A 13351-nucleotide genomic window follows, 5' to 3' on the forward strand; every position below is an offset into this window, starting at 1 on the left:
AGCCCGCTGGCACGGCTGATGCTTCCTGGTCGTGCATGGAGGCGCTGCGCGAGCTCATCAAGCAGCGATTCGCCGGCGCGGTGATCGACGACCTGCGGCCGCTGGGCGCCGATCTGGGCGACGACGCGACGCACAAGGACCTCGGCTACGGCGTGCCGATCCGCGTCGCCTTCCACGACGGCGCCGGCCGCGCCCGGGTCGTGGTGTTCCACACCGCGCGCGCCGACACCTTCGGCCACGACCGCCGCGCCGATCGCCTCAGCGAGATGGTGCTGGCCTACGACACCTTCGCCGATGTGCCCGCCCACGTGGCGGCGCTCGACGTGGGCGTGATCGCGGCGGATGGGCGCCTGCGCTCACTGGCCGACACCGGCGAGCCGTACCTGCTGACCGAGTGGGCCGACGGCGCGCCGTACGCGGACGACCTGCGGCGCGTGGCCGAGCGCGGCGTCACCGACACGGACCGCCAGCGCGTCGATCAGCTCGCGGCGTACCTGGCCGCGCTGCACACGCCCCGCGGTGGTCCCCCCCCGGTCTACGCCCGCGCGGTGCGCGACCTCATCGGCGCCGGCGAGGGGATCTTCGGCATGATCGACGGCTACCCGACCGACGCGCCCGGTGCGGCGCCGGCGCGGCTGCGCGCGCTCGAGGCCCGGTGCGTCGAGTGGCGGTGGCGGCTGCGCGATCGCGGCCCGCGGCTCGCGCGGATCCACGGCGACTTCCACCCGTTCAACGTGCTGTTCGACACCGACGGGGTGCTGCGGCTGCTCGACGCCAGCCGCGGGTCGGTCGGCGAGCCGGCCGACGACCTGACCGCGCTGGCGGTGAACTACGTGTTCTTCGCCATCGATCATCCGGGCGCGTGGCGGGCCGGGCTCGGGGAGCTGTGGCACCGGCTCTGGCGTGGGTGGCTGGCCGCGACCGGCGACCGCGAGGTGCTCGAGGTGGCGGCGCCGTGGCTGGCGTGGCGCGCGCTGGTGGTGTGCAACCCGCGCTGGTACCCGCGGCTGTCGGCGCGCGGGCGCGACGCGATCCTGGGCTGGGTCGAGCGCGTGCTGGCGGCGCCGGCGCTGGTCGTGGCCTCGGCCGACGAGGTGCCGCCGTGACCGGCGCGGTCGTGTGGTTCACCGGGCTCCCAGGCGCGGGCAAGTCGACGCTGGCGCGGCGGGTCGAGGCCCGGCTGCGCGAGGCCCGCCGCGAGCCGGTGGTGCTCGACGGCGACGACGTGCGCGCGGCGCTGGTGCCGCCGCCCGGCCACGATCCCGAGGCCCGCGATGGCTTCTACCGGACGCTCGCGGGGCTCGCCGCGCTGGTGGCGCGCGGCGGCGCGATCGTGCTGGTCCCCGCGACCGCCCACCAGCAGGCGTGGCGCGCGCACGCGCGGACGCTGACGCCGCGGTTCGTCGAGGTCTACCTGGCGACGCCGCTCGACGAGTGCCGGCGGCGCGACCCGAAGGGCCTGTACGCGGCGGCGCCGGCCGAGCTGCCTGGCGTCGGCGTCGCGTACGAGCCGCCAGCGCACGCCGAGGTCGTGGTGGTCCCCGGGCGCGAGGCGACCGCGGTCGACCAGATCCTGGCGCACCTCGCGATCGGCGGGATCGATCCTTGACCACGCGCTGGGCGCTCGCGACCCGCCGCGTGGCGCGGGCGTGGCGCGACGGTTGCATTGCTTCAATGTGATGCGCATCCGGCGGTGGCGAACCTGGCTCGTGCTCGCGGCGGTGATCGCCAGCGTCGGCGGCTACCTCGTGGTGCGTCGGCTGCGCCCGGTCGCGGTCACGGTGGTGCCGGTGGTCCGCGGGCGCGCGATCGAGGCCGTCTACGCGACCGGCACGGTCGAGCCGATCGAGCGGGTGGTGGTGAAGGCGCGCCTGAGCGAGCACGTCGCGCGGATCCTGGTGCGGGAGGGCGACGTGGTCACGGCCGGGCAGCTGCTGGCCGAGATCGAGAACCCCGGGCGCGCGTTCGCGCTGCGCCAGGGCCAGACCCAGCTGACCAAGGCGCAGATCCAGGCCGGGGCGCGCTCGCCGCAGCTCGCCGGGCTCGCGGCCCAGGCGCGGGCGCTGCAGGCCCAGCTCGATCAGGCGCAGCGCGAGCTCGACCGCACCGCCCGCCTCGCGCGCAGCGCCGCGGTGCCGCAGGCGGAGCTCGACCTTGCCCGGGCCAAGGTCGCGCTGCTCGACGCCCAGGCCCAGGCGGCGACCGATCAGCTGCGCTCGGCCCGGCTCGAGCTCGCCGCCACCCGGGATCAGCTCGTGGCCCAGGTCGGGTCGCTCGCGCTCGAGGTCGACGACGGCTCGGTCACGTCGCCGATCGCCGGGGTGGTGCTGCGGCGCGACGTCGAGCCGGGCGAGGTCGTCGCGCAGAACCAGGCGATGTTCGAGGTCGCGGACACCCGGACGCTGCTGATCGAGCTGCACGTCGACGAGGCCGACATCGCGCGCATCAGCGACGGCGCGGCGCCCACGGCGGTGGCGCTGTCGTTCTACGCGTTCCCGGAGCGCGCGTTCGCCGGCACGGTCGCCGAGATCTTGCCCGAGCCCGACCGGGTCCGGCGCGCCTACACCGTGCGGGTCCGGCTCGATCAGCCGATCGTCGGCCTGCGGGTCGGCATGACCGCCGAGGCCAACCTGATCGTGGCCCGGCGCGACGACGTGGTGCTGGTGCCGATCGAGGCGGTCGACGGCGATCGGGCCTGGTTCGTCGAGGGCGGCCGCGCGGTCCGTCGCCCGGTCACGCTCGGCCTCCGCGGGCTGACCGAGGCCGAGGTCGTGACCGGCGCCGCCGTGGGCGACCGCGCGATCATCGACGCCGCCGCGCGCGGGCTGCGCGAGGGCGCCCGCGTCGACGCGGCCGCGCGAGCGCCGCGATGAGGGCCGAGCTGTTCATCGCGTGGCGCCAGCTCTGGCACCGCAAGCTGCTCAACAGCATCGCGGTCCTGGGCGTGACGCTGGGCGTGCTGACGCTGATCGCGATCACCGGGATCATGCGCGGCTTCCAGACCAAGTTCCTCGACACCGTGCTGCAGATCAGCCCGCACGTGGTGATGTTCGACACCACCCTCGGGCGGCCCGAGCCGGTGGTCGATCGCCTCCTGGGCGGCCCGAGCGCGACCAGGATCGTGCGGCAGACCAGCACCGATCGCCAGCGCCGCATCGTCCGGCCCGGCGAGACCGTGCGCGCGATCCGGGCGCTGCCGGGGGTGGTCGCGGCCGCGCCGCTGGTGGTCGGCAGCGCGGTGGCGTCGGCCGGCAGCAAGACCGTGCCGGTCGAGCTGCGCGGCATCGATCCCGTCCAGCAGGAGCTGGTGACGCCGCTGCGCCGGTTCGTCGTGGTCGGCGCCTTCGACGAGCTGGGCGGCGCCGTCGACGGGGCGGTGCTCGGCTACCAGCTCGCGGAGCTCCTCGGCGTCGGGGTCGGCGACTCGGTCGGGTGCGTCGCGGGTCAGGGCGAGCGCGTCAGCCTGCGCGTGGTCGCGCTGTTCGACACCGGCGTCGCCGCGCTCGACAAGGGCCGCATCTACGTGCCGACCCGCCTGGCCCAGACCGTCCTCGGGCGCCCCGACGTGATCGACCGGATCGAGCTGCGCCTGGCCGAGCCCGACGACGCCCCGCGCGTGGCCGCGGGCCTCGAGGCGCGCTTCGGCTACGACGCCGAGAGCTGGCAGGAGGCCAACGCCAGCATGCTGGGCGTGTTCGACCAGCAGAACATGATCACCGGGCTCATCATCGGCGCGGTGCTGATGGTCGGTGGTTTCGGCATCCTGTCGATCCAGATCATGATCGTCCTCGAGAAGCGGCGCGACATCGCGCTGCTCAAGAGCGTCGGCTACTCGTCGCGGAACGTGCTGGCGGTGTTCCTGGTCGAGGGCGGCGTGGTCGCGGTGGTCGGCGCGGCGCTCGGCGCGGCGCTCGGCCACGCCGTGCTGGTGGCGATGCGCTCGATCGAGAGCGCCTCGGGCATGGGCTACTCGAAGCCGTCGACGTTCGCGATCTACGAGCGCGCCAGCGTGTACCTGTGGGCGTTCGGGTTCGCGGTCGGCGTCGGGCTCCTGGCCAGCCTGATCCCGGCGTGGCGGGCGTCGCGGGTCGAGCCGGTCGACGTGCTGCGGGGGGCGTCGTGACCGCGGTCCCGGCGCTCGAGGCCCGCGCGCTGGTGCGCGACCTCGGCGACGAGGTCCGGACCCGGATCCTCCACGGGCTCGACCTGGCGATCGCGCCCGGCGAGTTCGTCAGCGTCACCGGCCCGAGCGGCTCGGGCAAGTCGACGCTGCTGTACCTGCTGGGCGCGCTCGACCGCCCGACCTCGGGCGAGGTGCTGATCGAGGGCGTGGCCACCAGCGGCCTCGACGATCGCGCCCGCGGCGTGCTGCGCGGTGAGCGGCTCGGGTTCGTCTTCCAGTTCCACTTCCTCTTGCCCGAGTTCACCAGCCTCGAGAACGTGCTGATCCCGATGCTGCGGCGCCGCGACCTCGCCGCGGCCGAGGCCCGCCGGCGCGCGACCGCGGCGCTGACGTCGCTCGGGATCGGTGAGCTGATCGATCGGCGCCCGACCCAGCTGTCGGGCGGGCAGCAGCAGCGGGTGTCGATCGCGCGCGCGATCGCCCACGGGCCGCGGATCCTCCTGGCCGACGAGCCGACCGGCAACCTCGACACCACCGCCGGCGCGGCGGTGCTCGCCATCTTCGAGCGCCTCGCCGCCGACGGCATGACCGTCGTGATGGTCACGCACGAGCCGAGCTACGCGGCCCGGGCCGGGCGCGAGCTGCGCCTGCGCGACGGCCGGCTGGTCGACGCGATCATCCGGGCACCGGCGTCGGCGTAGCGCGGCCAGCGCCTGGATCAGCCGCGCAGCACGCGCGCGACCGGGCCGGCGAGCTGGACGCCGGCGATGATGTCGAACACGACCGTCCAGCCACGGCTGCGCGCGTGCTTGCGGGTGCGCCGGCTGAGGTGGATGGCGCCGACGCCGATCACGCCGCGCGGATCGGGGCTGTACCAGGGGATCGCGGCGCCGCCGCGCCACGGGAACAGCCCCTTGCGGTACGCGGCGATCACGGTCTCGGGCGCGAGATCGCCGCCGACGTACACCAGGCCCTGGGCGTCGGCGGTCTCGGGCGCGGGCAGCGCGAACGCCACCGCGGTCAGCCGAGCAGCTTGCCCAGCGCGCCGACCAGGCCGTCGTGGCGGGTGCGGTCGGCGCTGGTCGGGTCGCCGAGGAGCGCGTCGCCGATCGCCTCGGAACGGGCGGTGGTCCACGGCGCGGCGCCGCCGGGATCGAACCGGGTCGACAGCCGCTGGGCCTGGCGCAGCACCAGCTCGAGCTCGTCGGGATCGAGCCAGACGCCGTGGGTGTCGCAGCGATCGAGCGCGACCCGGTAGAGCGACACCGTGCGCATCGGCGCGCCGCAGGTCTCGCACGGGCGCGTGGTCGGGCGGGTGCGGTCGACCCACGGCAGCCGACCCAGCGGCTGGACGGTGGCGTCGGCGATCAGATCGAGCAGCGACCGCGCGCTGATCCAGGCGCCGCCGCACGCGCCGCAGCGGACGCCGTCACCGTCGAGCCCAGGGCCCCCGCAGGCGCGACAGCGATCGACGACGTCGGTGGCTGACTCGGCGGACATGGCCCGAGCATATCGCGACCCGCCGGCGCCGCGTGGCGGTGATCACGGCCCGAGACGCGCCCGCGGTTCGCCCGTACAGTCGGGTCATGATCAGCGCGCGGGTGCGAGCGGTGGGCCTGGTGACGGTGGCGGTCACGATGATCGCGTGCGGCGATGACGGCGGCGGTCCGCCGGCCTCGTGCCTGCCCGGCTGTCCCGGCGGCCGGGGCTACGACGCCGTGGCCTACACCCTGCGCGGGACCGTCGACCTCGACGCCGGCACGCTCGCCGCCAGCGAGGACGTGGCGCTGATCGCGGTGGCCACGCCGGTGGTCGAGCTCGACGCCGAGGTCGCGATCGGCGCGGTCCACGCCGGCGACCGGGCGCTGGCGTACGCGGTCGACGACGTCGCGCACACGCTCCGCGTCGACCTCGGGCCGATCCTCGTCGACGGCGCCGCGACCTTCACCGTCGACTACGTCGCCGCGCCGTCCGACGCGCTGCGGGTCGCGGGCCCGCGCGACGACGATCCGGTGACGAGCCGGGTCATGTACACCGACTCCGAGCCCGACCGCGGCCTGCGCTGGCTGGTCGCCAACCACGACCCCGCCGACCGCGCGACGTTCGCGGTCGAGCTGACCGTCCCGGCCGGCGACGACGTGATCGCCAACGGCGCGCGCACCGGCGATCGCGTCGACGGCGCCGCCCGGGTGATCGGGCACGCGCTGGCGCAGCCGATCCCGACCTACCTGATGGCGTTCGCGGCCGGCGAGCTCGAGCACGTCGAGCGCGCGGGTGGGCGCGTGCCCCTGGCGCTGTGGTTCCGGCGCGGGCTGGCGCTGGTGCCCGACGACAACCTCGACGTCGTCGCCCGCGCGATGACCTCGTTCGAGGCGCTGATCGGCCCGTACCCGTGGGACCGCTACGCGGTGGTGCTGCTGCCGCAGTTCGGCGGCGGCATGGAGAACGCGACGATCACGTTCAACGCCGAGACCTCGGGCCAGGGGGTGATCGGCGTCAACCTCAACGCCCACGAGCTGGCCCACCAGTGGTTCGGCGACTGGGTCACGATGCGGACCTACGACGACGTCTGGGTCAAGGAGGGCATGGCGACGTTCCTGGCGGTCGAGGCCGATCGCGCCGCCCGCGACGCGGCCGGCACCGGGCGGCGCTTCGGCACCGACTGCTCGTTCGATCCCGGCGACGCCGTCGTCGACGTGGCGCTGACCGGGCTCGACAAGTACAACTCGGGGCCGTACGAGCGCGCGGCCTGGGTCATGACCCAGATCCGCGACCGCATCGGCGACGACGCGTTCTGGGCCGGCGCGCGCAAGGTCCTGGCCGACCACGCGCTGGGCACGATCGACGGCGAGGGCTTCGTGCGCAGCTTCGCGCCGGCGCTCGACGAGGCCACGATCGCGCGGGTGCTGGCGAGCCTGCCGCAGCACGGCGCGCCGACCCTGACCGTCGCGGCCGTGTCGACCGGCGCCGGCGCCGAGCTGACGCTGGCGCTCGACGATCCCGGCGCGGTCTTGATCGCGCCGATCGAGCTGGGCGCGGTCGATGCGGCCGGCGTGGCCGGGCCGGTGGTCGGGTTGACCGCGGCGGCGCCGGTCACCGTGGTCGTGCCGACCGGCGGCTACTTCGCGCCCGACCAGCGCGGCGTCCACCCGTACTGGCCGGCGGTGTTCGGCGTCGTCGATCCGTACTACCTCGAGCTCGAGCCGCGCATGGCGCCGGGCCCGGGCGCCGCGCTGACCGCGTTCACCGCCGGCGCGCCGGCGCACCAGGAGCGCGCGCTCGACGGCGACCTGCCGGTCTCGCTCCCGGACGACTTCACCGCGCTCTACGACGCGCTCGACTCGACCGAGGCGCGGCGCAACGCGGCGGTCGGCGGGTGCGCGGTGCTGGCTGGCCTGACCGCAGGTGACGCGATGGCCTTCGCCGAGGCGCTGACGCCGGCGCTGCGCGACCCGGCGATCGAGCGGTACGAGACCGCGTACGCCCGCTGCGGCGCGCTGGTGCCGAGGCTCTTGTTCGGGCCCGAGCTGACCGCGCTCGCGGCGGCGCCGTCGGCCGCCACCGCCGCGCGGCTCGACTACCTGATGGGCTTCGACTACGGCCCGGCGATGAGCCTCGCGCAGATCGGCGCCGTCGCCACGACCGCGCCGTCGCTGCGGCTGCGCGATCGCGCGCTCAGCCGGCTGGTCGGTCACACGGTCGGGCGCTACAGCCCGCTCGCCGGCGGCGACGTCGACGCGTGGCGGGCGTTCTTCCGCGGGCGCTACCCCAGCACCACGTCGCTCGGGCGGCTGCTGACCGTGTGGCGCACGTCGGTGCGCCTCGGCGACGAGGCCGCGGTGCCGGCGGTGGCGCCGCTGGTGCGGTCGGTGCCGATGGCGCCCGCGTACCAGATCGAGATCGTGTGCGCGGCCCACGACCTGGCCGCGCCGGCGACGTGGACGGCGTTCCAGCAGGCGCTGCAGCCGGCGTCGACGCTGCCGGCCGAGGTCGCGGCGGTGCTGGCGGATCCGACCGGCTGCCCGGCCTTCCGCGCGGCGCCGCGGCGGGACGACGCGCTCGACGACGACCTGGCGGATCACGTGCGTCACCTCGCGCGCGATCGCTGACGCGGGCCGCGGCGCGGACGGGATCGCGACGTGCAGCTCGCCCATCGCTACGGCGCGACCGGGATCACGACGTGCATCTCGCCCATCGTGCCCGGCAACAGCGGCAGCCGCCAGGCCCGGATCGCGCGCGCCACGCACGCCTTGACCGCGCGCTCGCGCGGCGGCGTCGTGCCGTCGCCGGTGCGCGCGTGGAACTGCCAGGCCGGCAGCCAGGCCCGGGTCCGGCCGCGGCGGCGATCGACCACCACGCGCACGGTGCGCGGGCGCGGGTCGCACGCCGCGAGGGTCGCGCGGGCCGGGTCGATGGTGGCGGCCAGCGTGGTCGCGGGCGCGCGCCAGTCGGCGAACGCTGGATCGCGCGCTGGCGCGTCGCCCCGGCCGCGTCGATCACATGGGCGAAGGTCACGCGCTCGAGCAGCGGCGGCAGCGCGGGCACCGCGACCCGCGCGACCGTGGCCATCAGGCACCGCTCCTCGGGCGTGAACCCGCGGTACCCGACCCCGAGCACCGGCATGGCGATCCGGGTCTGGCCGTCGCGGTCCCGGGCGACGTCCAGGCTGATGGTGCGCGGCAGGCGCGCGACGCACGCGCGCAGGTCGGCCTCGACCGGCGCCACCGCGGCCGCGATCATCGCCGGCGCGTCGTCCCAGCCCGGCGCGGACGGCTGCGCCTGTGCGGTGGTCGCGGCCAGCGCCACCAGCGCGAGCGCCGCGCGCGTCACGGGGCACCGCCGACGCAGGTGCCCGCCGCATCGAGGTGACAGGTCGGATCCGCCGGGCGCGGCGCGCAGATGCCGCTGCAGACGATCTCGCCGTGGAACGCGTCGGTGCACTGGCCGTCGACGCACCACGGCGCGATCGTCGCGGTGATCGGCGAGGTCCAGGACGGGTGCGTGACCGACCAGCGATCGCCAGCGCGCGTGCCGAGCCCGCACGCGTAGACGCAGCCGCAGTCGGCGGCGACCACCGGCAGGCACCGCTGGTCCGCCGCCGTCGGGCTCGGCGCGGGCGACGCCGCCGTCGCCGCCGACGTCGACGTTGGAGCTGGCGTCGGGGCGCGGGCCGGGCAGCCGGCGACGGCCGCGGCGATCAGGATCAGGGCGAGGCGCAGGTGCACGCGCACGACTGTCATCGAGGCGCCGCGAGGTGTCGCGGTCACGGCGGCGGCGCGACGCGCTCGGTCGGCGGCGGCGGCGGGGCCGGGCGGTCGCGCTTGAGCGAGCCGCTCGGCGACGACCACAGGAGCGCCACGATCGCGACCAGCGCGATCAGCCCGAGGATGAGCAGCACCCCGAACGGCACGCGATCGCCCAGCGTGCGCCGGCCGAAGAAGCGCCCGGCCGAGCGTCGGTGGATGGTGTCCTCGACGGTCTTGCCCAGCTCGGGCGGGGCCGCGGCCGGCGACAGCGACTTCAGGAGGCCCATGCTGCCGCGCAGGTCCTCGACCTCGGCCCGCAGCTCGGGATCGGCGGCCAGGGCCGCCTCGACCTCGGCGCGCTCGGCCGGCGTCAGCGTGCCGTCGACGTAGTCGGCCAGCATCGCCTGCAGGCGCTCGTCGGCGGCGGGGGCGGTGTCGGTCATGGCGAACCTCTCGAGGATAGCGCGCGGCCGGGCGGGGTCATCCCAGGTGCCTCGCGATCTTCTTGCGCAGCGCCAGCCGCGCGCGGTGCAGGCGCGACTTCACCGTGCCGTCGGGCAGGCCGGTGATCTCGCAGATCTCCTCGATCGACAGGTCCTCGATCTCGCGCAGCACGACGACGGTGCGGTGATCCTCGTCGAGCGAGGCGATCGCCTCTTGCAGCACCATCTCCATCTGCGCGCCCTCGACCGCGCGGTCGGGGCGGCGCATCGGGCCGGGCGGTCCGGCCGCCGCCACCGAGCCGGCGTTCTCGTCGAGCTCGTCCTGGCTGCGGTCGTGGCGGCGCGACAGGTACTTGATGCGGTTCTTGCAGTGGTTGACCGCGACCCGGTAGAGCCACGTCGAGAACTTGGCCTCCTCGCGGAAGCTGTCGATGGTCTTGAAGACCGTGATGAAGACCTCCTGGGAGACGTCCTCGGCCTCGGACCGGTTGCCGAGCATGCGGTAGGTCAGGTTGTAGATGCGGTCGCGGTGCTCGGCGACCAGCTCGCGGAACGCGCGCTCGTCGCGCTCGCGCAGGCGGCGGACGAGCTCTCGATCGCGGGCTGACATGGAGCTAGGGCGAGCATAGCCGAAAGGCGATCCGCTCCGACGTCGGACACCGGCGGAAGCGCCCGGTTCCCTGCGCCGCCGGGAATCGCCGGGGCGCCCGGCGCGTTGCCCGACGATGCGGCCGGCGGTCGAAGCGGCGCGGTTCGTCGCCAGGCTGGCGGCCTCGTGCGTGTTCGCCGCGGCGTTCTTCGCGGTGCTGGTGGGCTCGCACGTCGCGGCGCTGCCGGGCCTGACCCGCTACGACACGATCTTCGTCGCGTGCGTCGCGATCCAGGTGGCGCTGGTGGCCGCGCGCGTCGAGACCAAGGACGAGCTGGCGGTGCTGGCGCTGTTCCACGGGCTCGGGCTCGGGCTCGAGCTGTGGAAGACCGACCCGCGGGTCGGCTCGTGGGCGTACCCCGAGGCCGCGACCTTCGCGATCGGGCAGGTGCCGCTGTACTCGGGCTTCATGTACGCGGCGGTGGCGTCGTTCATCTGCCAGGCCTGGCGGCGATGCGACGTGACGCTGCACGCGCCGCCGACGCCGCGGGTGGCGCTGGCGCTGGTCGCGGCGATCTACCTCAACTTCTTCACGCACCACCTCGTCTGGGATCTGCGGTGGCCGCTGACGGCGGCGGTGGTGCTGGCGTTCCGGCGCACGTCGGTGACGTTCGCGACCGCGCCCGGCGCGCGTCGGCGCCTGCCGATGGTGGCGTGGTTCGCGCTGGTGGGGCTGGGCATCTGGGCGGCGGAGAACGCCGCCACCGCTGGCGGCGCCTGGGCCTACCCCGATCAGCGCCTGGGCTGGCGCGCGGTCTCGCTGGGCAAGATCCACGCGTGGGCGCTGCTGGTGATCGTGACCTTCGTGCTGGTCGCCGAGCTCAAGCGCCGCAAGGCCGCGCAGCGCGCGGTCGCGGACGAGCTCGACGCGCCGGCCCGCGCGCCTACTGCCGCGGCCCGAACACCCGCAGGCTGGCGCTGAGCTGCAGGTCGTCGCCGTCCTTGACCTGCTTGCGCACGCCGATGTCGAGCGCGAACTTGACGGTGGCGATGCCGAGGCCGCCGGTGATGAACGTGCCGGTGGCCACGTCGTGGACGACGCCGGCGCGCAGGGGGTACCCGGTCTGGCCGCCGGCGGTCGAGACGAAGTACTCGAGGCCGCCGCCGTAGCGGCCGGTCGGGCCGTCGGTCGACAGGTCCCAGCGCGCGTCGAACGCGGCCACCAGCGCCGGGCTGGGGCGGAACGACGCGCCGCCGCCGACCGCGCGCGCGAACGTGACGTTCTCGGTGCCGAACAGGTTGTAACCGGTCGCGGCGAGGTTGAACTGATCGGTCAGGCGGATCACCAGGCCGGCGTCCCAGTTGAAGCCGGTGATGTCCTCGCTGCCGTCGGCGGCCGCGCCCCGGGCGTTGATGTACTTGGCGCCGAGGCCGATCATCGCGCGGGCGTTGAGCGGCCGCGCCAGGGTCAGGCCGGCGACGTGGGCGCGCTGGTGGCGGCCGTCGACGGTGTCGCCGCCGGCGTAGCGGTAGTAGAAGCAGCCGGGGGCGGCGTTGGTCGAGTCACACGCCGACGCCGAGATCAGCGAGGCGCCGTCGAACGAGCGGTAGCCGTAGCTGCCCTCGAAGGTGAGATCGCGGGTCAGCGGCAGGCCGGCCGGATTGAGGCTGGCGGCCTGCGCGCCGGAGACGTCGGCGCGCCGGGCCTCACCGGTGGCCAGCTCGCGCGGGCCGAGCGCGTCGTCGAGCCCGTCGGCCGCCACGGGGCTGGCCGGGGCCAGCGCCAGGGCAGAGAGCAGGCCGATACCGACGGTCGAGCGCGCGCGCATGGCCGGAGCCTCCCAGCCCGATCGCGTCCGCGCAACTAAACGGCGGTGTGCGCTGACGCACGGTGGCGCAGCTCACGTCGTCGGCGTCGACGGCAGCCCCGCGACCCACTCGGCGATCGAGACCGGGCCGCGGTCGGCCAGGACCACGTGGTCGATCACCGGGATGCCGAGCAGGTCCCCGGCCTCCTTGAGGCGCTCGGTCAGGAGCAGGTCGGGCGGGCTCGGCGTCGGGTCGCCGGACGGATGGTTGTGCGCGCACACCGCCGCCGCGGCGCCGGCGCGGATCAGCGGCCGGAACACCTCGCGCGGGTGCACGTCGACGCCGGTCAGGTGGCCGCGCGCGACCTCGGCCTCGATCACGACCACGTTGCGCGCGTCGATGCCGACGACGTAGAACACCTCCTGCTCGAGCCCGGCCAGGCGCGGCCACAGCCGCAGGTGGACGTCCTCGGCGCAGCGCAGCACGTCGCCGCGGGCCCGGGTGCGCTCGACCGCGCGCGCCCCCAGCGACGCGGCCGCCACCACCCGCGCCGCCTGCGCCGGGCCCAGCCCATCGACCCGCGCCAGGTCGTGCGGCGACGCGCGCGCCAGCCCAGCCACGCCGCCGACCGCCACCAGCACGTCGTGCGCGACCGCCGCCGCGCTGCGCCCGGGCCGACCGGTGCCCAGGATCAGCGCCAGCAGCTCGGCGTCGGACACCCGGTCGCTGCCCTGCCGCCACAGGCGCTCGCGCGGACGCTCGTGGGGCGCGGCCTCGGCGGCGGCGGAGGTCTCGGACAGCGGGCGGTCCATGCCGCGCGTACTCAGCAAGGCCCGCGCCACGCGCAAGTGCGCGGGCCCCCGTCGCGAGCGTCCGGAAGCCGGACGTCGTGTCCGGCGACGGCCGAGCCTCGCCGGACGCCGGACGCCCGGCCGCGTCCGGCGGCGCGGCCATCGGAGCCCGGGCCGCGGCGGCTCCTGTGGGAGCCAAAGCGGGCCGTGCTGATCGCTCCGCCCGTCCATATTCAAGCGGGGCCGTGCTGATCGCTCCGCCCGTCCATATTCAAGCGGGGCCCCGCTGATCGCTCCGCCCATCCATATATAGGTGCCGCGAGCGAGCGGGTCGGCCTGACAACGCCGCA

The 13351-nt window shown here is 75.5% G+C and carries 15 protein-coding genes; 7 read left to right on the forward strand and 8 right to left on the reverse strand.

Features of this window, described 5'->3' with window-relative positions:
• Positions 1–35 precede the first annotated feature (35 nt).
• The 5 genes from IPL61_17510 (at position 36) to IPL61_17530 (ending at position 4824) form a co-directional block, all read left to right on the forward strand.
• A complete protein-coding gene (locus tag IPL61_17510) occupies positions 36–1106 on the forward strand; it encodes a phosphotransferase (GenBank protein MBK9033036.1) in 1071 nt (356 codons plus the stop codon).
• A complete protein-coding gene (locus IPL61_17515) occupies positions 1103–1609 on the forward strand; it encodes an adenylyl-sulfate kinase (protein MBK9033037.1) in 507 nt (168 codons plus the stop codon). Before IPL61_17510 ends, IPL61_17515 begins: the two co-directional genes overlap by 4 nt.
• A gap of 70 nt (positions 1610–1679) precedes the next feature.
• Complete coding sequence (locus IPL61_17520) at positions 1680–2873, forward strand: efflux RND transporter periplasmic adaptor subunit (protein ID MBK9033038.1); 1194 nt, start codon at positions 1680–1682, stop codon at positions 2871–2873.
• The gene (locus IPL61_17525) at positions 2870–4123 is read left to right on the forward strand and encodes an ABC transporter permease (protein MBK9033039.1); all 1254 of its coding nucleotides are present in this window, start codon (positions 2870–2872) and stop codon (positions 4121–4123) included. Before IPL61_17520 ends, IPL61_17525 begins: the two co-directional genes overlap by 4 nt.
• Positions 4120–4824: an ABC transporter ATP-binding protein gene (locus tag IPL61_17530; GenBank protein MBK9033040.1), complete on the forward strand. Its 705-nt coding sequence runs from the start codon at positions 4120–4122 to the stop codon at positions 4822–4824. The genes IPL61_17525 and IPL61_17530 overlap by 4 nt, the downstream gene beginning before the upstream one ends.
• A gap of 17 nt (positions 4825–4841) precedes the next feature.
• Here IPL61_17530 and IPL61_17535 read toward each other — a convergent pair whose 3' ends face one another.
• Together IPL61_17535 and IPL61_17540 are read right to left on the reverse strand one after the other, a co-directional pair.
• Positions 4842–5138, reverse strand: coding sequence for a hypothetical protein (locus IPL61_17535; protein MBK9033041.1), 297 nt, complete (start codon positions 5136–5138; stop codon positions 4842–4844).
• A gap of 5 nt (positions 5139–5143) precedes the next feature.
• The gene (locus tag IPL61_17540) at positions 5144–5623 is read right to left on the reverse strand and encodes a zf-TFIIB domain-containing protein (GenBank protein MBK9033042.1); all 480 of its coding nucleotides are present in this window, start codon (positions 5621–5623) and stop codon (positions 5144–5146) included.
• An 86-nt stretch (positions 5624–5709) separates the two neighbouring features.
• On the opposite strand from IPL61_17540, the gene IPL61_17545 reads away from it, so the two are divergent.
• Complete coding sequence (locus IPL61_17545) at positions 5710–8232, forward strand: hypothetical protein (GenBank protein MBK9033043.1); 2523 nt, start codon at positions 5710–5712, stop codon at positions 8230–8232.
• Positions 8233–8279: 47 nt separating this feature from the next.
• On the opposite strand, the gene IPL61_17550 is transcribed toward IPL61_17545, so the two are convergent.
• From IPL61_17550 to IPL61_17565, 4 genes are all read right to left on the reverse strand, one after another.
• Positions 8280–8477 carry a hypothetical protein gene (locus IPL61_17550; GenBank protein ID MBK9033044.1) on the reverse strand — a complete coding sequence of 66 codons (198 nt, stop codon included), beginning with the start codon at positions 8475–8477 and terminating at the stop codon, positions 8280–8282.
• A gap of 472 nt (positions 8478–8949) precedes the next feature.
• Positions 8950–9348 carry a hypothetical protein gene (locus IPL61_17555; protein ID MBK9033045.1) on the reverse strand — a complete coding sequence of 133 codons (399 nt, stop codon included), beginning with the start codon at positions 9346–9348 and terminating at the stop codon, positions 8950–8952.
• Positions 9349–9386: 38 nt separating this feature from the next.
• The gene (locus IPL61_17560) at positions 9387–9812 is read right to left on the reverse strand and encodes a zf-HC2 domain-containing protein (protein ID MBK9033046.1); all 426 of its coding nucleotides are present in this window, start codon (positions 9810–9812) and stop codon (positions 9387–9389) included.
• A 37-nt stretch (positions 9813–9849) separates the two neighbouring features.
• Entirely contained in the window at positions 9850–10422 is a 573-nt protein-coding gene (locus IPL61_17565) for a sigma-70 family RNA polymerase sigma factor (GenBank protein MBK9033047.1), read from the reverse strand.
• A 115-nt stretch (positions 10423–10537) separates the two neighbouring features.
• Between IPL61_17565 and IPL61_17570 the strand changes: the two genes are divergently transcribed.
• Entirely contained in the window at positions 10538–11383 is an 846-nt protein-coding gene (locus IPL61_17570; protein MBK9033048.1) for a DUF817 domain-containing protein, read from the forward strand.
• Here IPL61_17570 and IPL61_17575 read toward each other — a convergent pair.
• Entirely contained in the window at positions 11346–12230 is an 885-nt protein-coding gene (locus IPL61_17575) for a hypothetical protein (protein ID MBK9033049.1), read from the reverse strand. The two genes, IPL61_17570 and IPL61_17575, sit on opposite strands and share 38 nt — an antisense overlap.
• 72 nt (positions 12231–12302) lie before the next feature.
• Positions 12303–13022, reverse strand: coding sequence for a DNA repair protein RadC (radC, locus tag IPL61_17580; protein ID MBK9033050.1), 720 nt, complete (start codon positions 13020–13022; stop codon positions 12303–12305).
• Positions 13023–13351 lie beyond the last annotated feature (329 nt).

Source organism: Myxococcales bacterium, from assembly GCA_016717005.1.
GTDB lineage: Bacteria > Myxococcota_A > Polyangia > Haliangiales > Haliangiaceae > UBA2376.